This is a genomic window from Parvularcula sp. IMCC14364 (assembly GCF_030758415.1).
Taxonomy (GTDB): domain Bacteria; phylum Pseudomonadota; class Alphaproteobacteria; order Caulobacterales; family Parvularculaceae; genus Aquisalinus.
Window position 1 is genome coordinate 3147550 of sequence record NZ_CP132334.1, and the last position, 20208, is coordinate 3167757.

A 20208-nucleotide genomic window follows, 5' to 3' on the forward strand; every position below is an offset into this window, starting at 1 on the left:
CTCTACCTCCTACGCAGCGCGCTCGCGCTGAATTACTTCACTTGCAAGCCTGAGATACGCCTGACTGCCAGTACATTTCAGGTCATAAAGAAGCGCAGGCTTCCCATGTGATGGCGCTTCGGAAATACGCACATTTCTCGGGATCGCCGTCTGATAAACCTTGGCCCCCATATGTGAGCGCACGTCGTCCTCAACCTGTTGCGAGAGATTATTGCGCCGGTCATACATGGTCAGCACAATCCCCTGCAATTCCAGGCCAGGGTTTATCCTCTCGCGCACTTTGTCGATCGTTCTGAGAATTTGGGACAATCCCTCGAGGGCAAAAAATTCACATTGCAATGGCACAATGACGGCATCTGAAGCAGCCATCGCATTTATCGTCAGTAGACTGAGGGATGGTGGGCAATCAATCATGATATAGGTGATGTCGGGACTGATCTGAATGAAGCGACTTATTGCTCTTGAAAGACAGAAATGCCGATCTTGTTCGTCGATCAGTTCTATCTCAGCGCCCGCAAGATTGACCCCAGCAGGTGCTACACTCAACCTTGGGACTTTCGTTGCCTGAACGGCATCGGCCAGAGCAGCATCGCCCATGATTACATCATAAGTCGTTGTCTCGCGTCGGCTACCATCAATGCCAAGCCCGGTTGAGGCATTACCCTGAGGGTCAAGATCAATAATGAGAACTTTCTCCCCGACGGCAGCCAATGCCGTGCCGAGATTGATAGCTGTAGTTGTTTTTCCGACGCCACCCTTCTGGTTGGCGACAGAAAGAACCCTTACACCACCGGTATGGCCAGTCTTTGAAGAAAACTTGTTTTCAGGCACGTGACAGGTTCCTGATCTCCAGTATGGCCGCTGCCTCATGTGTCTGGCTTTTATGGCTGGAAACGTCCATCAGCCAGTTAACCTGCGCAGCTTCGATCTCTTCTTGCGCCTTTTCGCCCTTGAGGAAAAGACAAATCGATCTCTTGTGCATAAATCTCGCACTATAATCGAGTAATCTGTCGAGCCCTGCCAGAGCACGTGCCGTAATAATATCTGCTTTCGCAGGCTTTTTGATGTCCTCAATGCGCTGATTGAGTATCGTGACATTTGTCAGCCCAAGCGCCGCAACCACCTCACGCAGGAAAGCACATTTCTTCGAAATGCTCTCAACAAGATAATAATGTTGATGTGACCGTGTATGATCATGGGCACACAGAATTGCCAGGAAAAGACCGGGGAAACCTGCCCCGCTGCCAAAATCCATAACAACTTTCGCGTCACCCGGCATGAGGGGCAAAAGCTGAGCAGAGTCCAGGTAGTGACGCGACCACCTGTCACTTATTGTAGACTTCGCAACAAGATTCAGCCGGCCCGTCCAAGCGACAAACATACTGTCAAAAATTTCAATCATCTCGCGTGTTTCACGTGAAATATTACACGTCGCCAGGAATTCACTTGAATCGAAAGCTGCGTCACCCATGATTATGACGTTTTCCGATGGAAGATTTCTTCATTGTCGCCAATAACAGAGCCAGCGCCGCGGGCGTTACTCCTTCAATTCGACCTGCCTGTCCGATTGTTTGGGGCCTTGCAGCAACAAGCTTCTGCCGCACTTCATTGGATAGACCTGTCACCATCTCATAAGAAAAATCGGATGGAATCTTCAGTTTTTCATCTTTTCTGAAGGCTACAATATCCGCCTTCTGCCGATCCATATATCCAGCATAAGTGGCATCAATTTCAAGTTGCTCGACAATATCTGGGGGCCAGCTTCCAAGTTCAGGCCAGACTGCCGTTAACTTTTCAGCATCAAGGTCGGGATAGGCAAGATACTCCAAAACGCTTCGTTTGCGCCCATCCTGATTCACTTTGATTCCGTGCTTTGCTGCTTCATTGGGCGTCATCAACGTGCCCGATGCCCATGCCCGTGCTTCTATGAGCTGGTTCTGTTTCACGTGAAACATCTCTTCACGCTTGCCGTCAAAGCATCCAAGCCTGATACCCAATGGTGTCAGTCGTTGATCCGCATTATCCGAACGAAGGGATAACCTGTACTCAGCTCGTGATGTGAACATGCGATAGGGTTCTGTGACGCCTTTCGTTACAAGGTCGTCGATCATGACGCCAATATAGGCCTCAGACCGATCAAGCGTGAATAAGTCATCACCCGAAACACAAAGCGCGGCATTCAAACCAGCCATAAGGCCCTGTGCCCCTGCCTCTTCGTATCCAGTAGTGCCATTGATTTGGCCGGCAAGGTATAAGCCCGGCAAGGACTTTACCTGTAGGGCAAGTGTCAGTTCTCTCGGATCCACGTAATCATATTCAATCGCGTAGCCATGACGCACGATACGCGCACGCTCCAGGCCGGGAATAGACTCCAAAAACGCGGCCTGAACATCCTCCGGTAATGAGGTCGAAATACCATTTGGATAGACCAGATCATCGGTCAGGCCCTCAGGCTCGAGAAAAATCTGATGGCTCTGCCGTTCTGCAAAGCGCATGATTTTATCCTCGATAGATGGACAATACCTCGGACCACGCCCGGCGATATTTCCACTATAGACAGCGGATTTTTTTATATTTTCAGCGATTATGTCATGCGTCTTTTGCGTAGTGTGCGTGATGCCACATGAAATCTGCTGGACAGTAATCTTTGAATTCAGGAAAGAAAACGGCACAGGTCGCTCATCAGCGGGTTGCATTTCCAGACTTTGCCAATCAATGGTCCGACCATCCAAACGGGCAGGTGTGCCCGTTTTCAACCGTCCCATTTTCAGATTCAATCCATACAGTCTGTCTGAAAGTCCGATTGCGGGTTTCTCATCAACCCGGCCAGCCGGTATCCGCTTTTCACCAATATGGATCATACCTTTGAGAAAAGTGCCGGTCGTTAATACAACCGATGCAGCGCGGATATGTTCTCCGCCTTCTGTAACGACACCGGTGCAGCGGCCCTTCTCCACGATAAGGTCTTCGATGGCATAGGCCCTGATGACCAGATTTTCCTGTCCGGCCAGCGCTTCTTGCATATGCTTTCTGTAAAGCGCTCTATCGGCCTGTGCTCTAGGGCCCCGAACCGCTGGACCCTTGGATTTATTGAGCATTCTGAACTGAATACCGGACTGGTCGATTATCTCGCCCATCAGACCGCCCAAGGCATCGATCTCACGAACGAGGTGCCCTTTACCCAGTCCCCCGATCGCTGGATTGCATGACATTTCACCGATTGTCTCAAGCTTATGCGTTGCCAGCAATGTCCTTGCACCAAGGCGCGCAGATGCGGATGCCGCTTCACAGCCGGCATGTCCGCCGCCGATAACAATCACATCGTAATCAAAAGAGGTCACCATTAAGCCCACACAGGAGAATTTCGACCCCTATGTGGCGACATGTTTCACGTGAAACAAGTCTTACTTTCCGATGCAGAAAGATGAGAATATCTCACCTAGAACATCCTCAACATCGACCATACCCGTTATCGACCCAAGATGCCGCATAGCAAGCCTCACATCTTCTGCTGCCAGTTCAGGTTGCTCAACGACATAATTGAGTGATCTTTGCAGAGACTGCCTCGCCTCCTGCACCGCATGGATATGCCTCGCTCGTGTCAGGCGTGGTTCTTCAATACTGCCACAAAGCTCCGCAATGACTGCTTCTAGGTGGAGTATAAAAGGCTTCACACCATCACCTGTTTTCGTTGATATGGCAAAGTGCTTGTGATGCTCAATATTGCATCCAATATCAGAAGCAGAAGCCAAATCAGCCTTGGTAATTAAAACAACATCGCCTGGGCCCAGATCCCGAAGGATACTCAATCTCAGTTGATTCTCCACACTACCGTCAATAAGGCATATGCGCAGATCAGCATTGGCTGCCCGCTGGCGCGCCCGCCGCATTCCTTCTTCTTCTATCCTATCTGCGCTTTGTGATCTCAACCCTGCAGTATCAACCATGCTAACTGGCACGCCCTTGATGTCCAGACGCACCTCAATCAAGTCCCTTGTGGTGCCGGGTATGTCTGAGACTATGGCAACCTCACTCCCGGCCAAATAATTCAAGAGCGATGACTTCCCGGCATTAGGCGCGCCAATAAGGACCACGCTGACGCCCTCTCTTACACGCCGCGCCTTCTTGCCCTCCTCCAGATAGAACGAAAGTTCCTGAATAAATTTTCTGATAACGGGGACGGCTGTATTTTCAATATCAACAGGAACATCTTCTTCGTCCGGGAAATCTATTCCAGCCTCGAGAGGCGCCAGACAGCCCAGTAATTGTTGATACCAATTCATAGCCAAGGCAGAGAGTCGGCCATCTACCTGCTGCAAAGCCTGTTGTTTTTGATGGATTGTTTCGGCATCGATAAGATCTGCTAGGGCCTCTGATTGCGCCAGGTCAATCTTGCCATTTCTGAAGGCCCGCATGGTGAACTCACCGGGTTCTGCTGGCCTCAAACCAGATCCCGACAAGGCCCTCATCATTTCATCTATTACAGCGCGAGAGCCATGGACCTGCATTTCAGCCATGTCCTCACCGGTGAAGCTCGCTGGTCCTGCAAACCAGAAAACAATCCCACTATCGATCAGCTTCGTGCTTTTAGGATCAGTTAGTCTGGAAAAGCTGACCTCTCGAGCCGGCAACTTTTTACCACTGAATAATTCAAGCGTCCCGCTCGCTCCCGGACCGCTGATCCGGAAGACAGCAACGCCAGCTTTGCCCGCGCCGGATGACAGCGCAAAGATTGTATCATTTTCCATCCGGCTTCGTAGCGGCTGCCATCAATCCTGAAAACATTTTCTGCATATTATCGACGCCAGTACCGCCCATTTGCATCAGCCGATCAAAGTATTTCTGGGGGTCAGATAACGTATCAATTTCTTCCCTGACACGTTCTTCGAGGCTGTTTACCAACAACTCATTCACAGGCTTGACGTTTGGCAAGCCAAAAAATGTCCGTGCCTCTTCTGGTGTACAATCAACATTTATCGTTAGTTTCATGAAATGCTCCTCAAACATACTTTGGCCCAACCATAGATGCATTTGAGCCTCGATGTCATATCATCAGTTATGAAAACCCAAAGCCAACGAAAAGTATCATTTTTTTTGCGAAATAATCCATATTTTTAATGGCTTACACCTCAATAAGGCAAAGAGAAAATGCAACGTCTGATTATCGTTATTGGGGTGCTCATATTTAGCGTCTGGCTGAATAATAACTCCCTCCTGGCGACTAAACCACAAAACGCTCCTCAATTAATTGCGCATCGCGGCGTGCACCAGAATTTCTTTAACGAGGGACTTACGAACGAAAGTTGCACTGCAGAGATGATCTACCCACCCGAGCATGATTTTATCGAAAATACAGTGCCGTCGATTCAAGCTGCGATTGACGCTGGAGCCGCGGTGAATGAGATCGATGTACAACGCACAAAAGACGGTCACTTTGCCGTTTTCCACGATCACACACTGGATTGCCGGACAGAAGCTTCTGGGTATATCCGTAATTACACCCTAGCCGAACTCAAGCAGCTGGACCCTGGATACGGTTATACTTCTGATAGCGGTCGAACCTATCCTTTCAGAGGAAAATATATCGGTGCAATTCCTTCCCTGAGGGAAATTATGGATCAGTTTCCTGAGCATACTTTTATTCTGAATCTGAAGAGTAATAAGCCAGAGGATGCGATAGCCCTACTCAGCACCATGTCCGAAAATCCAAAGTGGGATGAAAGGATCATGGCAATCATCAGTGGCAGGAGAGCTGTTGAGCAAATTCGTACTCAACAGTCAGAAATACGTTCGGCCAGCCGGCATACAGGCCAACAATGCCTGAAACACTTTATGCTCACCGGATGGAGCGGCTTTATTCCGGATACCTGCCATAATACTGTTTTTGCAGTGCCGATGAATTACCGTCATCTGACATGGGGCTGGCCCTATAGGCTGACAGCCAGGCTAAAATCGGTGAATACACCGGTTATCGTACTTGGTCCCTTCGAAAGGGGCGATCCTGGGACTACCGGTGTCAATCACTACAAAGAATTCGAGGCCTTACCTCAACATCTTGATGCTTATATCATGACCGACCGAATTGATCTGATAGGGCCACTAATTCCTCAGCAATCAGGTATTCATTGAGTCAAAGAAATCAGAATTGGTCTTCGTCTGACGAAGTTTATCCAGCAGGAATTCGATCGCATCTGTTGTGCCCATGGGAGAGAGAATTCTTCGCAGCACGAAGATTTTCTGCAAGTCATGCGGGGCAATGAGGAGATCTTCCTTACGGGTACCAGATTTCGCAATATCGATTGACGGCCAGGTTCGCTTGTCTGCAACCTTGCGATCAAGAACAATCTCGGAGTTACCAGTGCCCTTGAATTCCTCGAACACGACTTCGTCCATCTTGGACCCGGTATCAATCAGTGCCGTTGCAATGATCGTCAGTGAGCCACCCTCTTCAATATTACGCGCAGCACCAAAGAAACGCTTTGGTCTTTGCAGCGCGTTGGCGTCCACCCCACCTGTCAACACTTTACCAGATGATGGAATCACTGTGTTATAGGCACGTCCAAGACGTGTAATTGAGTCCAGCAGGATCACAACATCACGCCCATGCTCAACAAGACGTTTCGCTTTTTCAATCACCATTTCAGAAACTGCAACATGCCGTGTTGCCGGCTCATCAAATGTAGACGATACGACTTCGCCCTTAACTGACCGCTGCATATCCGTCACTTCTTCAGGCCGCTCATCAATAAGCAGAACAATCAAATAGCATTCTGGATGATTTGCAGTGATGGAATGTGCAATATTTTGCAGCAGAACAGTTTTACCCGTACGCGGCGGTGCAACAATCAGCGCTCGCTGACCCTTGCCCAATGGTGCGACAAGATCAATGACACGGGAGGAAAGGTCTTTACCTTCCTTCTTTTCGACTTCCATGTGCAAGCGCTGATCCGGGTATAAGGGTGTCAGGTTGTCAAAATGGACTTTGTGTCGCGCTTTCTCGGGGTCTTCAAAATTTATCGTCCCGACCTTTGTCAGCGCAAAGTATCGCTCGCCATCTTTGGGACTGCGAATTTCCCCGATCACTGTGTCACCAGTTTTCAGTGAAAATTTGCGTATCTGTGTGGGTGAGACATAAATATCATCGGGACCCGCCAGGTAATTTGCTTCAGGTGACCGCAAAAATCCAAACCCGTCTGGCAATACTTCCAGCACACCAACGCCAGTTATTTCGCATTCATTCTCTGCAAGCTCTTTGAGTATGGCAAACAACATGTCCTGTTTGCGTTTGGCTGAAGCGTTTTCGACGCCAACCTGTTCGGCAAATTCAAGAAGGGAAGCAGCGGACTTTTCTTTAAGCTCTTCGAGCGTAATTTTTTCGGGAATCATGGATTTGCCTGAATCTGTATGCACGGGGAATTATTTATAATTCCGGCATGTAGGAAAGACTGACGAATGCCAGCTGCTAGGCAATATGATCAGTTCAGCGATCCCGTCAAGTCATTTGCTTAGCGTTACAGACGGATTTAATCCTAAAACGGTTTCACAATCACCATGATAACGATCAAAATAAGGAGTACAAAGGGGACTTCATTGATGATCCGCCAGAACTTTTCTGTTCTGGGTCTGTTATCCACAGCAAATTTTTTAGCATTCGCTGCATAAAAACCATGAACACCAGAGATGCCGATCACGCAGAGAAATTTGGTAATAAACCAGGCCGAAGAGACATATCCCGGGATAGCCACAAGAAGCAGAATACCGAACACCCAGACAGCAATCATTGAAGGGTTCATAATTCCCTTCAGCAACCGCCGCTCCATAGTTTTGAAATACTCGGCAGCTTCACCGCCAGGCTTTGACTGGTGATGATAGATGAACAATCGCGGCAAATACATCATGCCCGCCATCCAGGCGATAACCGCAATCAGGTGGATTGATTTCAGCCAGTTATAATGAGTGAGGAGAAAATCCTGCATTATTTTATATCCGTAACAACATTTATATTTACTGGCGTATCAAGCTCACTAGCTCTGCTACATTCTCTGGCGGCGTATGTGGAACAAATCCATGTCCGAGATTAAACACATAAGGCTTCTCGGCAAAGACAAATAAAATTTTCTCCGCCGCAGCTCTCATTTTTTCACCCCCCTGAACAACTAGGAGCGGATCGAGCCCGCCTTGCAACGCTACATGTTCTGACAATTCCTCTACCGCCCAGACCGGATCACTTTCTGTCCCAAGGCCAATCGCATCAAAGCAGCCAGACACAGCATATTCCTTCACCTGATAGCCAGCCCCTTTCGGGAAAACAATAACTGGAACGTCAGGAAATTCGGCCTTTATCGCATTTGCAATTCGGCATGCAGGCCCCAGACAATAGGATCTCAAAAAATCAGCCGGCAAACCGCTCGCCCAGCTTTCAAAAAGCTGCACCGCATTTACACCAGCCCTGATCTGGTTTTTCAGATAGTTGATTGTTGCAGATTCAAGTTCTGAAATTAGAGCGTCAAAATTTCCTGGCTGTTCATACGCGTAGCTTCGAAACGAAGCCGGATCTTTAATGCCGCGCCCCCCAATCATATAAGTGGCAACTGTCCACGGTGCACCAGCAAATCCAATCAAAGCCTTATCTTCAGATAATTCGCGGCGACATATCCTGATAGTCTCCATAATCGGCGCCAACCCTTTCTCAAGACGGTCGTGAGAAAGATGGACCGGCTCGTCTATTAAGGCGGGTTTAAGGCGGGGACCTTCACCGGTTTCAAAAGAAAGCTCCTGCCCCATGAACATCGGCAGCAACAATATATCGGCAAAAAGAATAGCAGCATCAAGATCATATCGATCAATCGGTTGAAGTGTTACTTCGGCTGCCAATTCGGGATTAAAACAAAGGTTGAGAAAAGACCCGGCTTTAGCCCGTGTTGCCCGATATTCAGGAAGATATCTTCCTGCCTGACGCATGAACCATACTGGCTTTTGCCTGATAACTTCGCCTTTAACAGCTCGAATGAATGCTGACTGTGTCATACTCTCTTAACTTCCCGATGACTCCACCGCCACCCTCTAGAATCCTATTACTAAATAAATAATCAGACTCATAACCCTGTTGAAAATGTTGAGTATCAGCCTGACGAAAATAATCCAGATTTTTCCAACAGCTTTTCCGGCTGATTATAACGATGTTGAAGCTGTGGAAATCTGTGAGATATAAAGCCATACCAAGGTATTACCCGGATATGACTGTGGAGTATGCCTCGGAAAAATGGTCTGTTATGAATTGTGGATTAAGGATTTGGTAAGAAGTCTTTCCAAGTGGTTAACTCGAGAAAAGATGGAATTTGGGGACGAGTATGCCATGATGCAAAGACTTCTTCACGCACACCAATTCTGATCGAGTTATTCACAGAATGTCCACAACTGCATCATTAGCTTCCCGCAAGCCGCGAACATATTTTCACGTACATCTTGTTTCGGATTCAACGGGTGAGACACTAAACACTGTTCTTAAATCTGTCAGTTCAAGGTTTGATGCGGCAAAACCCCTTGAGCACGTTTCCTCGCTTGTGCGATCCAAAAAACAACTGAATCAGGTGTTGGCGCGGATTGAGAGTTCTCCAGGGCTTGTCATGTTCACGATTGTTGATCCTGAACTGCGGCGTCATCTGGAAGTCAAATGTGCAGAATTGCAGGTCCCTGCAATCTCCGTTCTTGATCCGTTGCTGAACGCTTTTGCTGACTATCTCGGACTTGAACAGACATTGCGAACAGGTGCTCAATATACTCTTGATGAAGATTATTTCCGACGTATTGGTGCATTGGATTATACATTGGCACATGATGATGGGCAGATGGTGTGGGATCTTGAGACGGCAGATGTGGTTCTTGTCGGTGTTAGCCGCACGTCCAAAACACCAACCTGCATGTATCTCGCTAATCGTGGATACAAAGCGGCGAATATTCCACTGGTGCCGACTCAAGAGCATCCTAAAGAACTGGAAACATTAAAGCATCCATTGGTTGTAGGATTAACAGCAGCGCCAGATCGCTTGGCGCAGATACGTGGGACACGGCTTAAAAACATATCGGCGCCCGATCACGCTGGTACCTATTCTGATCAGGATGAGATTCGAAAGGAAATCATAAAGGCAAAAAGGTTGTTTGCCCGGAAAGGATGGCCTGTCATCAATGTGACCAACAGATCGGTTGAAGAAACAGCAGCAGAAATTATTTCGCGCCTTTCTGCCAAACGAGCTGGCAAATGATAGCGTGTCCATTAATTCTAGCGTCAAAAAGCAAAGCGCGTAGGCAGCTTCTTGAAAATGCCGGAGTGTCCTTTGAGGTTGCCGACAGCCATGTGGATGAAGATAAGATCAAGCAAGAGATGTCAGGTTGCCCTCTGATTGAGATTGCAACTTCCCTTGCGCAGGCAAAAGCACTTGCAGTCAGTTCTTCGAACCCAAGCTCATATATAATTGGTGCTGATCAGATACTCGGTCTCAAAGGGGAGGGTTTTGATAAGCCAAAATCTATGGACGAAGCAACTGAACGGCTAAAACACTTTTCCAACAAAACACATGTTCTTCATACGAGTCTTTGTATTGCCAGGGAAAATACGATCATCTGGTCCTGTACCGATGTACCGGAATTGAAGATGCGTAAACTGACAGATGTGGAGATTTGCACTTATCTTGAATGTGCTGGCGAAAATGTACTCACGTCTGTTGGTGCCTATCAACTTGAGAGTTATGGTATTCAATTGTTCGAAGATATCAGGGGAAGTTACTTTTCTATTTTAGGGCTGCCTCTCCTGCCGTTATTGAGATTTCTTCAAAAAGAAAAGTTAACAGGGTTTTCCAATGAACGGCAGAACTAAAACTGCTGTCATCGGCGCACCCATCTCGCATTCATTGTCACCGCATATTCATGCTTTCTGGCGAGGTGCATATTCGGAAACTGGCTCGTGTGAAGCTATATATTGTCCGGATTTGGATAGTGCATTTCAGGATACTGTCAGGAACTTGCGTGATTTTGGCTATGCTGGCGCAAACGTAACGCTGCCGCATAAAGCGCGTGCTTGCAGGTATGCTGATGAATTATCCCCGACCGTAATGCAACTTGGTGTTGCAAATACACTTACATTCGCCAATGGCCTTACTTATGCTGAGAATACAGATGTATTTGGCTTTGAAGAATCGCTAAAACAAATAATAGAACCGGGCGATAAAAAGAATCTGGCGCTTGTTGTGGGTGCAGGTGGAGCTTCCCCGGCAGTTTGTCTTGCGCTGAAAAATATCGGATATAGAAAAGTCGTTGTAACGAATAGAACAGATAGAAAGGCCAGTGATCTGGCAGAAAAATTCTCTTTCATTTCAGCGACCTGTAGCTGGTCGGACAAAGAAAAAGTCCTAGTGGATGCAGATGTTGTCATAAACTGTTCTGCTATGGGGATGGCAAATTTCCCCGACCTCGAAATAGATTTTACGAATGCACAGGATTCATTAATTGCCGTCGATATCGTTTACACACCTGCACAAACTCACTTTCTTCATACGGCTCATCACAGGGGGCTAAGATATCAGAATGGACTGGGGATGCTTATGCATCAGGCTGTTCCTGGCTTCGAGAAGTGGTTCGGTAAAACGCCAGAGGTTACCGCAGAACTTGAGAGCATTCTGCTTGAGAGGTTGACAAATCCTGGAGCGGCACCTGTGTTGATCGGGCTTACGGGTTCAATAGGCATGGGGAAATCAACTGCAGCTAAAGTATTTGAAGAAGAAGGTGCATATATCTGGGATGCGGATAGTGGTGTTCACAGATTATACAGTGCAGGTGGTGGTGCTGTTCAGCCTATATCGGAAAAATTTCCGGGAACGGTGATTGGCGGGGCGGTGTCCCGAGATAAATTATCCAGCCATCTTGTTCAATACCCGGATGACTTTAAGGTCCTGGAGAAGATAGTACACCCCCTGGTTGGACGGGATCGGGCAGCGTTTATTGAACGAGCAATGGGGGACAACGCAAAGGCCATCGTTCTGGATATTCCCCTTCTTTTTGAAACAGGGCAGTCTTATGAATTTGATGAGATCGTCGTTGTTACTGCAGACCAAGATGTTCGCCGGGCACGTGTGCTTGAAAGACCCGGCATGACGGAAGAAAAACTTTCAGCTCTTATATCTCGCCAGATGCCCGAAGAAGAGAAGATATTTCTGGCAGATCATGTGGTCCGTACGGATGCAAGCCTTGCAGAAAGTGCACTGCAAATCCGGCATATTTACAGGGATATTCTGGAAAAATACCAATAGGAGACATCATAGTCTGGCTTGTGGCTGAAGCCGAATGGTGCTGCTCTGCGAGTATGAGGCAAATTGTATTTGATACTGAAACAACCGGGTTCAAACCCGAAGAAGGCCACAGGGTTGTAGAGATTGGCGCTGTTGAACTAATGCGCGGTGCTGTGACCGGGCGGACGTTTCATGTCTATGTGAATCCGCAAAGAGAGATGCCGGATGAGGCATTTAAGGTTCACGGTCTCTCTACGGAATTTCTCAGTGACAAACCTGTTTTTGCACATGATACTATCGGGCCAGCTTTCCTTGAGTTCGTAGAGGGCGCAGAATTAATTGCTCATAATGCACAATTTGATATGCGATTTATGCAGTGGGAGTTGGAAAATGCGGGCCTTGGCCGCCTTGGAAATGATATAACTGACACGTTGCAAATTGCGCGGCGTAAATTTCCAGGCTCACCTGCGTCACTTGATGCTCTGTGTTCGCGCTTTGGGGTAGATACAGCCGAGCGAGAGCGATACGGGCATGGCGCCCTGCTTGACTCACGGCTTCTTGCAGAAGTCTATATCGAACTCACGGGCGGTGCACAGGCTGGACTGGACTTCGCAACTATGGGGCGCACGGAGGAAGAGACAGCTTCAGCACGTATAACCTTGCAACGCCCAACCGCGCTATCACTATATTCGAATGCACCAGAAGAAGCTGCCCACGCAGAATTTATTTCTGAAATGGATCAGCCTCTTTGGGAAAAATATACCTGAGTTCAGGCGTTGCCTGTCTCTGGCGACGTACCATTTTGTGCAGCAGCGATTTGTTCCTGAGCTACTTTCTGACGGTACATACCGGCAAAGTCCATTGGCTCCAGCATTAGGGGTGTAAAGCCACCATTGCGCACTGCGTCAGCAACAACCTGACGGGCGAAGGGAAAGAGAAGGGTCGGGCAGTCAACGAGCAAGACACCACCAATGTGCTGTTGTGGTACATTCTGGATCTGAAACAGGCCTGCATAGTTGGTTTCAACAACATATATGACAGTATCACTGTCTTTCTCTTTCGCCGTGGCGCTGATCGACAGTTCCGCCTCGTAAAAATCTTTTCCCATAGGGAAATCTTCTCCAAGACCACGCGCGCCGAGGTTTACCTCAAGTGCAATGTCCGGCTTGCCTGTACCTTGAACGCTGATTGGCGCGTTGGGATTTTCAAACGAGAGGTCTTTGATATACTGATTAACAACGCGAAAGACGCCTGGTTGAGGCTGGTCTTCCTGTGGTGCTGGTGTCGTGTCTGACATAATTTTTCTTTCTGATGAGGCAATCGCAGCCGGGCTGCTAACACGTTGATAAGGGACGCGGCAAGACCCTCAATCAGAATTGCCGAAAGGTGAATGTGGTTTTTCCTGAATCAATGGATGCGCGAATGCGTTTGAGTGCTTCACGCGCGATGGCATGGCGAAATGGCGGCACGAGCAGCAAAAATCCGAAAGCGTCGGTTATAAAGCCCGGTGTCATCAAAAAGGGTGCCGCGATCAGAAGAAAAAAGCCGTCAACAACAGGTTCTATCGGCGCCTCGCCGTTCCCAGTACTCTGGCGCAGCTTGTGAAGGGCCTGTAGGCCCTGCCATCTGATAATCGCCCCGCCAATCAGGGCTGTTGCGACGACAGCAGCGATTACGGGCAGCGCGCCGAAAGCGCCGCCAGCCTTCAGGAGCACAAACATTTCTGCAATTGGCAGAACAATGAGAAGTAAAAATAAAAAGATCATTTTTGCGTGCGGCCTGGCATGTTAACAGCCCTGTTCTTTTGCGAGAGACCTTATATAAGAACCGATACGATGATTAACAGCCCTCATGCACTCGAGACTTTCAGGAAACATTGAGCATGGATCCAGTCACTATATTTACCGCGGTTTTGGCCGGTATCATGTGTTACCAGCTTTATAACGTTCTCGGGCGTAAAGGCGGGCATGAACCGGAGGAAGAAACCCCTGCGCCATTCCAGCAGCAAACAGCCGATTCAGCTGAAGAATCGTTAGAAGAGAAAGCCCAGCCTGAGCCGGACAACCTGCCGGACTGGGTAAAAGAAGTGCGCAGCGTTTATCCGGACTTTGAAGAAAAAGAATTTTTGACCGGCGCCAAGTCTGCCTATGAAATGATTGTTGAGTCATTTGCGTCAAATACCTTGCCTGAGGTGAAAGCGTTCATCGCACCGGGTGTTTACGCGGCATTCCATGATGCTGCGCAGGCGCGGGAGGCTGAGGGACATACTTCCGAGCTTCAGTTTGTGGGCACAGAAAGCGCTTCTGTGGATCAGGCGAAAATCGAGAATGGCTTTATCAACATCACCGTAACCTTCGTCTCCAATCAGACCCGCGTACTGCGTAATGAGGCCGGTGACGTTATAGATGGTGATCCCAACAGGATCGACCGTGTGCATGACCGTTGGACTTTCTCGCGCTCTGTAAAATCCAAAGATCCAAACTGGCAGCTCGTGGCCACAGGTGGCACGGCACCAGTTTCAGGCTGAAAGTCATGAGCGCAACTGCTGACCGCGACCTGCGCACCTGGAAGATCACGGCAGTTTGCGCGCTTACTGCGTTACTTTTTGTGCTGCTGTTTCAGTTCAGTGCTTTTCTTCTCGGTAAAAATACGACAGCCGAAGATCAGCCTCCGGTAAAGACTGTGCCAGTCGCTTTTGTACCGACCGCGCTTTCAGAGTTGCCAGGCTGGAGCAAGGGCACCCAACAGGAAGTGTTACCAGCCTTTGAGCTTTCCTGTGAGCAACTGTCAGCCCGTGCGCCAGATGAGGCCATGAATCTAAGTGAGATGACCGGACTGAACGTGACATTCCCTGTTTCAGGATATGTTTCGGACTGGTTGTCAGTTTGTCGCGATACTGATTTTACTGCACTCTCAAGCGATGCAGTAAGGAAGTTCCTGGAAGCGCAGTTCAGGGCTTTTCTGGTGTTGCAGCCAGAGGCTGATGGTGAAGCAGGGCGCCTCACGCAAAGCGGCCTTTTTACCGGTTATTTTGAACCGGTGTATCCGGCATCAGACAGGAAGACAGAAACTGAGTCTGTGCCTGTTCTTGCCCGTCCTGATGATCTTGTGATGGTTGATCTTGGCGCTTTTCGCGATGATCTGGCCGGCAAGAGAATTGCCGGGCGCGTGGAGGAGGGGCGACTGGTTCCGTATGCTTCCCATGTTGAAATCATATCAGAAGGTCTGGATACAGCGGTGCTGGGATGGATGAACCCTAATGATCTCTTGTTTCTACAGATACAGGGGTCCGGGAAACTGGATTTTGATGGTGAGATCAGGCGGGTTGGATATGCAGCTCAAAATGGTCATCCTTATACGGCCATTGGTGGTCCGTTAATCCGCAACGGCGCGATCCCCAGAGAGAAGATGTCCATGCAGGCGATATATGAGTGGCTTGAAAATGCAGATCAGTCGGACGCTGAGTCATTGCGGTTTATGAACGAGTCATACGTGTTTTTTCGTTCCCTCGACAGTTTGCCTGATCCTGAGCTCGGACCGGTCGGTGCCAGTGGCCTGCAGTTGACGGCCGGACGTTCTCTGGCGGTTGATCGCCTGTATCATGGGATGGGTGTGCCGGTCTGGATAGATTTTGAGGGGTTATATGACAGCAAGCGTAACCAGCGCCTCGTCATTGCTCAGGACACGGGCGGTGCTATCAAGGGACCAGTGCGCGGTGATCTGTTTGTTGGCAGTGGGGATGCCGCAGGCAAAGTCGCCGGTGAAATGAAGCAGGAAGGGCATATGTTCGTGTTGCTGCCTCTTGCGGCGGCAGAACGGTTGGAGCGATTTTATGAAACGTCGCACATTGAATAGTGATGAGAAGCTGCTTTGGCAGCGCGTAACGGATACTGTTAAAGGCCTCCACATTACGCCTCCATCAACACCGGCGACTGCTGCGCGCGCGCCCCTCCCGAAGCGCAAGACATATGCGGCGCCCCTGTCTGCACAGGTCACAACTCAATCTGCGCAAAAGTCAGTTCATCGTCAGCCTTTGCTTGAGGCGGGCGATCCGCGCATGACCCGACATGTTCGCAGAGGGCGGATAGAAATAGACGCTACTCTTGACCTGCATGGCATGACCCAGGATCAGGCACAAAATGCGTTGAGCCAGTTTATCTTGCTGTCAAAAGCCCGAGGGGACCGGGTTGTGCTGGTCATTACCGGCAAGGGCTTTAGGCTGAAAGATCACACCGATAACAGCTACTCTGTATCAAGAGGGATATTACGGGAAAGGTTCGTGCAGTGGGCGGAGAGTATATTTCGTCCGCATATCTCAAGTATCAAGCAGGCACACCAGCGTCACGGCGGGTCTGGTGCTTTCTATGTCTTCTTAAAGAAGGCCGACAGCAGATAAGGCTTTGAATACGCCGAAGCCGATAGCGCCGAACATTGCCAGCGCGAAAACACCAAGAAAGGCATAAAGACCCCAAGGAGTTTTCTGCGGTGTCGGCATAACAATGCCGCTGAAGCTCGTAGAACTGCTGCCATAAGCGGCCATCAGAACAGGATCGTGGTTGCGTGGCTTGGCGAAGGCCCGCTCAAATGCTGTGCCAATGGCTTTCTTGGCCTGAGGCGTTGCCCCCAGCATCATATCAACTTCAATTTCGAGAATGGCAGGCAGTGTTTCCGGACGCTCATGCAGGTAGATCGGACGGAACTTGATACCACCGGCGACAAGTGGATCAGTAATATCCGCAATGTCTCCGGTTTTTTCACCGCGTGTATCCACTTTCAGCAAAATGCGCGCATAGGGTGCGGTGATGCTGTCGAGCTTCGAGATAATTTTCTCCCGCTCGGTAGTGAATTTTGGGGGCTTTGACGTGCCACCTTTTTTAGGTGCGGGTTTGCGCTCGAGTACTAGGAAGCGGGAGATGATTTTATTTTCATCTGCCAGACCGTCTTCCAGCACAACGTAGTCTGAATTAAACTCAGATCCGTTTGCAGCCCCTGTATTCGGGTTGAACCCACCTGTCAGTCCGGCGGCAACACCGCGCGGCAGCAACACGCCGATAAGAGGCTTGGCGAAATTTGCCGCCGTCGTATCGCTTATCATGGCGTGACCTTTTTCCGTCACCTGTGTCTTGACTTTACGATCAGGGTCCAGATCGCGCCTCGCGAGATCAAGGACTTCTCTGTAGGCTGAGGTACCTTCCGGCAGGCGGCGAACATCAATGCCATTGGCGCGCAACTCATCAATTGTTGAGGTGCAGCGCTCAAATGCATCCGTAGACGCATAAACAATGTTCACACGGTTTCTGTAAAACTGCTGGGCCGCACTGCCAACCGGCAGAGCGCCGAATGCGCCTTTGGCCGGGTTGCTGCCGGGAAATGAAGCCTGTGCAATTTCATTGATGGAAAATGATGGCGTCGCCAGCAGATATTGGTCTTCGTTGGTGCGCTCTTCCTTGATAACGCAGTCCTTGAAGTCCAGCAGGGTTGAAAGCGCGTCGGTGTTGTAACCGTTCCGGTCACTTTCAAATGGCACAACGGCTTTGGTTGCTTTTTGAGAGATCAGAGCCGAAAGAGTATCGCCGGTTGTCAGGCGTCGTGACGGGCGACCAAGATCCTGGGCCACATCATGGGCCAGTCCGAATTCTTCATCCTGGTAAACAACAAAGCCGGTGTTGCTGTTCGAACTTCTCATGTGTGAGCCATCGGCCATTTGACGCATATCCCCATTCAATGATGGATTTTATCATTTATTAACGAAAGCGCCACCCCTTTGGCGATCAGAAGCCTGTGTCCGGAAAGCTACAGGATAAACTTGGACAAATCAGCATTCCGGGCGAGGTCCCCAAGGTGCTCCTCCACGAATTCAGCTGTAATATCAATGGTTTGGCCGTTTCTATCGGACGCCTCAAATGATACTTCTTCAAGCACTTTTTCCATGATGGTCGCCAGTCTTCTTGCACCAATGTTTTCAACGGACTCATTTACTTGTGCAGCCTTGTCGGCAATCGCCTCAATTCCGTCTTCTGGAAAAGTGAGTGTAAGCCCCTCGGTTTGCATCAGCGCCTGATACTGTTTGATGAGACTGGCCTCTGTTTCAACCAGAATTTTTTTGAAATCATCCCGGGTCAAGGCATCCAGCTCTACGCGGATCGGCAAGCGGCCCTGCAATTCGGGTAAAAGGTCTGACGGTTTGGCCAGATGAAAAGCCCCTGATGCGACAAACAGAATATGATCCGTTTTAACGGGGCCGTATTTTGTGCTGACGGTTGTGCCTTCAATCAGTGGCAGCAAGTCTCTTTGAACGCCTTCGCGTGAAACATCTGCACCTGCACGGTCACTGTTGCGCGCTACCTTGTCGATCTCGTCCAGAAAAACAATGCCGTCATTCTCAGCTGTATCAATGGCTTCCTGCACGATGATGTCGTCGTCCAGTAACTTGTCACTTTCTTCGGCAATCAACGGTTCGTAAACATCCTGTATCTGGAGTTTGCGCTTCTTTGTCTGACCGCCGAAAGCCTTGCCCATGATGTCTGACAAGTTAATCATGCCCATCTGGGCACCCGGCATCCCCGGAATATCCAGTGTGGGCATGGAGTTCTTGCCCGCTTCCTGCAAATCAAGCTCAATCTCGCGGTCATCAAGATCACCAGCGCGAAGACGCTGGCGGAAGCTCTCACGTGTGGCTTCTGTCGCGGTCTCCCCTACAAGTGCATCAAGCACCCGGTCTTCCGCTGCGGCGTGTGCGCGGGCTTTGACTTCTTCGCGCTTTTTCTCACGAACAAGGCCGATCGCGATTTCCACGAGATCACGCACGATAGATTCAACATCCCGCCCGACATAGCCCACTTCGGTAAACTTGGTCGCCTCGATCTTGATGAAGGGTGCGCCGGCCAGTTTGGCCAGCCGCCTTGAAATTTCGGTCTTACCAACACCGGTAGGGCCAATCATCAGAATGTTTTTGGGCGTAACTTCTTCTTTCAGCGGACCGTCGAGCTGGCGACGACGCCAGCGATTACGCAAGGCAACGGCAACTGCGCGCTTGGCTTTGGCCTGCCCGATGATGAAGCGGTCAAGTTCAGATACGATTTCGCGAGGAGAAAAATTGGTCATGCGATCCTATTAGGGGCTGGATGGAGGGGGCACATAGATTTTTTTGACGGTGAAGAAATGACAGACGCTTTCGTCAGAGGGTTTCCATGGTCAGATTGTTGTTGGTATAGATGCAGATCTTTGCCGCGATGCCCATGGCTTTGCGGACAATGTCTTCAGCCGATAAATCTGTTTCCTGAAACAGGGCGAGAGCGGCGGACTGGGCGTAATTCCCGCCGGAACCGATAGCGATCACGCCCTCATTCCCGGTGCCTGTACCAAGATGTTCCGGCTCCAAAACATCTCCTATGCCAGTTATGTTTAGGACTGTTTCCTTATCGGCGACGATCATCATCGCCTCAAGGCGTCTCAGATACCGGTCAGTCCGCCAGTCCTTGGCAAGATCCACACAGGCTCTGGTCAGTTGCGTGGGATACTGCTCCAGCTTTGATTCAAGGCGCTCAAGCAGCGTGAAGGCATCGGCAGTGGCGCCGGCAAAACCTGCAATAACATTGCCGCCGGCGATACGGCGCACCTTGCGGGCGTCACCTTTCATCACAGTCTCTCCCAGGCTCACTTGCCCGTCGCCGCCAATAGCGACTTTGCCATTTCTTCTGACAGCGAGAATAGTGGTGCCATGCATGACGGGGTAATTGGACATTTTTTCTCCGGGGTACGGTGTGGAATGATCAGGCTATGGTCCCTAGTCACTTAGAGGCGCAGGTCAAGAATTAAAGGGCTGACCTCTGGCCATACCCATAAAAACAGCAGCGTTTCTTGTCATAGTTAATTTTGCAGTTGTCATACTGTCCCCCTGCGCTAGGCTTCGCCCGCACCATGTTAG

The 20208-nt window shown here is 49.6% G+C and carries 21 protein-coding genes; 8 read left to right on the forward strand and 13 right to left on the reverse strand.

Annotated elements, in window-relative coordinates:
* Window positions 1-9 precede the first annotated feature (9 nt).
* From RAL90_RS14740 to RAL90_RS14760, 5 genes are read right to left on the reverse strand one after another with little or no spacing between them, the layout of a single operon-like run.
* A complete protein-coding gene (locus tag RAL90_RS14740) occupies window positions 10-831 on the reverse strand; it encodes a ParA family protein (protein ID WP_306251974.1) in 822 nt (273 codons plus the stop codon).
* Window positions 824-1471, reverse strand: a complete 648-nt coding sequence (gene rsmG / locus RAL90_RS14745; protein WP_306251976.1) for a 16S rRNA (guanine(527)-N(7))-methyltransferase RsmG — start codon at window positions 1469-1471, stop codon at window positions 824-826. Before rsmG ends, RAL90_RS14740 begins: the two co-directional genes overlap by 8 nt.
* Window positions 1464-3344, reverse strand: a complete 1881-nt coding sequence (mnmG, locus tag RAL90_RS14750) for a tRNA uridine-5-carboxymethylaminomethyl(34) synthesis enzyme MnmG (RefSeq protein WP_306251978.1) — start codon at window positions 3342-3344, stop codon at window positions 1464-1466. The genes rsmG and mnmG overlap by 8 nt, the downstream gene beginning before the upstream one ends.
* Before the next feature lie 60 nt (window positions 3345-3404).
* Window positions 3405-4748: a tRNA uridine-5-carboxymethylaminomethyl(34) synthesis GTPase MnmE gene (mnmE, locus tag RAL90_RS14755; RefSeq protein ID WP_306251980.1), complete on the reverse strand. Its 1344-nt coding sequence runs from the start codon at window positions 4746-4748 to the stop codon at window positions 3405-3407.
* Window positions 4738-4989, reverse strand: a complete 252-nt coding sequence (locus RAL90_RS14760; protein ID WP_306251981.1) for a DUF6489 family protein — start codon at window positions 4987-4989, stop codon at window positions 4738-4740. Before RAL90_RS14760 ends, mnmE begins: the two co-directional genes overlap by 11 nt.
* Before the next feature lie 159 nt (window positions 4990-5148).
* Between RAL90_RS14760 and RAL90_RS14765 the strand changes: the two genes are divergently transcribed.
* Window positions 5149-6129, forward strand: coding sequence for a glycerophosphodiester phosphodiesterase family protein (locus tag RAL90_RS14765; RefSeq protein WP_306251983.1), 981 nt, complete (start codon window positions 5149-5151; stop codon window positions 6127-6129).
* Here RAL90_RS14765 and rho read toward each other — a convergent pair.
* From rho to hemE, 3 genes are all read right to left on the reverse strand, one after another.
* Window positions 6115-7386 (reverse strand): transcription termination factor Rho, encoded by a 1272-nt coding sequence (rho, locus tag RAL90_RS14770; protein ID WP_372340385.1) that lies wholly within the window; start codon window positions 7384-7386, stop codon window positions 6115-6117. The genes RAL90_RS14765 and rho overlap by 15 nt on opposite strands.
* Before the next feature lie 143 nt (window positions 7387-7529).
* On the reverse strand, window positions 7530-7976 hold the full coding sequence (hemJ, locus tag RAL90_RS14775; protein WP_306251986.1) for a protoporphyrinogen oxidase HemJ: 447 nt from the start codon (window positions 7974-7976) through the stop codon (window positions 7530-7532).
* A gap of 28 nt (window positions 7977-8004) precedes the next feature.
* Complete coding sequence (hemE, locus tag RAL90_RS14780) at window positions 8005-9027, reverse strand: uroporphyrinogen decarboxylase (protein ID WP_306251988.1); 1023 nt, start codon at window positions 9025-9027, stop codon at window positions 8005-8007.
* Between the two features lie 380 nt (window positions 9028-9407).
* Between hemE and RAL90_RS14785 the strand changes: the two genes are divergently transcribed.
* From RAL90_RS14785 to dnaQ, 4 genes are read left to right on the forward strand one after another with little or no spacing between them, the layout of a single operon-like run.
* Complete coding sequence (locus RAL90_RS14785; protein WP_306251990.1) at window positions 9408-10262, forward strand: pyruvate, water dikinase regulatory protein; 855 nt, start codon at window positions 9408-9410, stop codon at window positions 10260-10262.
* Entirely contained in the window at window positions 10259-10873 is a 615-nt protein-coding gene (locus tag RAL90_RS14790; RefSeq protein WP_306251991.1) for a nucleoside triphosphate pyrophosphatase, read from the forward strand. Before RAL90_RS14785 ends, RAL90_RS14790 begins: the two co-directional genes overlap by 4 nt.
* Entirely contained in the window at window positions 10857-12302 is a 1446-nt protein-coding gene (aroE, locus tag RAL90_RS14795) for a shikimate dehydrogenase (protein WP_306251993.1), read from the forward strand. Before RAL90_RS14790 ends, aroE begins: the two co-directional genes overlap by 17 nt.
* A gap of 53 nt (window positions 12303-12355) precedes the next feature.
* Window positions 12356-13048 carry a DNA polymerase III subunit epsilon gene (gene dnaQ, locus RAL90_RS14800; RefSeq protein WP_306251995.1) on the forward strand — a complete coding sequence of 231 codons (693 nt, stop codon included), beginning with the start codon at window positions 12356-12358 and terminating at the stop codon, window positions 13046-13048.
* A gap of 2 nt (window positions 13049-13050) precedes the next feature.
* On the opposite strand, the gene secB is transcribed toward dnaQ, so the two are convergent.
* Complete coding sequence (gene secB, locus RAL90_RS14805; RefSeq protein ID WP_306251997.1) at window positions 13051-13578, reverse strand: protein-export chaperone SecB; 528 nt, start codon at window positions 13576-13578, stop codon at window positions 13051-13053.
* A gap of 73 nt (window positions 13579-13651) precedes the next feature.
* Window positions 13652-14047 carry an FxsA family protein gene (locus RAL90_RS14810; RefSeq protein ID WP_306251999.1) on the reverse strand — a complete coding sequence of 132 codons (396 nt, stop codon included), beginning with the start codon at window positions 14045-14047 and terminating at the stop codon, window positions 13652-13654.
* A 116-nt stretch (window positions 14048-14163) separates the two neighbouring features.
* Here RAL90_RS14810 and RAL90_RS14815 point away from each other — a divergent pair, with 116 nt between their 5' ends.
* Genes RAL90_RS14815 through RAL90_RS14825 form a run of 3 tightly spaced genes read left to right on the forward strand, consistent with a single transcriptional unit; the run spans window position 14164 to window position 16677 of the window.
* Window positions 14164-14808: a Tim44/TimA family putative adaptor protein gene (locus tag RAL90_RS14815; protein WP_306252001.1), complete on the forward strand. Its 645-nt coding sequence runs from the start codon at window positions 14164-14166 to the stop codon at window positions 14806-14808.
* A gap of 5 nt (window positions 14809-14813) precedes the next feature.
* Window positions 14814-16136 (forward strand): murein transglycosylase A, encoded by a 1323-nt coding sequence (locus RAL90_RS14820; RefSeq protein WP_306252004.1) that lies wholly within the window; start codon window positions 14814-14816, stop codon window positions 16134-16136.
* On the forward strand, window positions 16114-16677 hold the full coding sequence (locus tag RAL90_RS14825) for a Smr/MutS family protein (protein WP_306252006.1): 564 nt from the start codon (window positions 16114-16116) through the stop codon (window positions 16675-16677). Before RAL90_RS14820 ends, RAL90_RS14825 begins: the two co-directional genes overlap by 23 nt.
* Here the strand turns inward: RAL90_RS14825 and RAL90_RS14830 are convergent.
* From RAL90_RS14830 to hslV, 3 genes are all read right to left on the reverse strand, one after another.
* Entirely contained in the window at window positions 16654-17967 is a 1314-nt protein-coding gene (locus RAL90_RS14830) for a hypothetical protein (RefSeq protein WP_306252008.1), read from the reverse strand. The two genes, RAL90_RS14825 and RAL90_RS14830, sit on opposite strands and share 24 nt — an antisense overlap.
* Before the next feature lie 107 nt (window positions 17968-18074).
* Window positions 18075-19385, reverse strand: coding sequence for an ATP-dependent protease ATPase subunit HslU (hslU, locus tag RAL90_RS14835; protein WP_306252010.1), 1311 nt, complete (start codon window positions 19383-19385; stop codon window positions 18075-18077).
* Window positions 19386-19458: 73 nt separating this feature from the next.
* Window positions 19459-20025 carry an ATP-dependent protease subunit HslV gene (gene hslV / locus RAL90_RS14840; RefSeq protein ID WP_306252012.1) on the reverse strand — a complete coding sequence of 189 codons (567 nt, stop codon included), beginning with the start codon at window positions 20023-20025 and terminating at the stop codon, window positions 19459-19461.
* Window positions 20026-20208 lie beyond the last annotated feature (183 nt).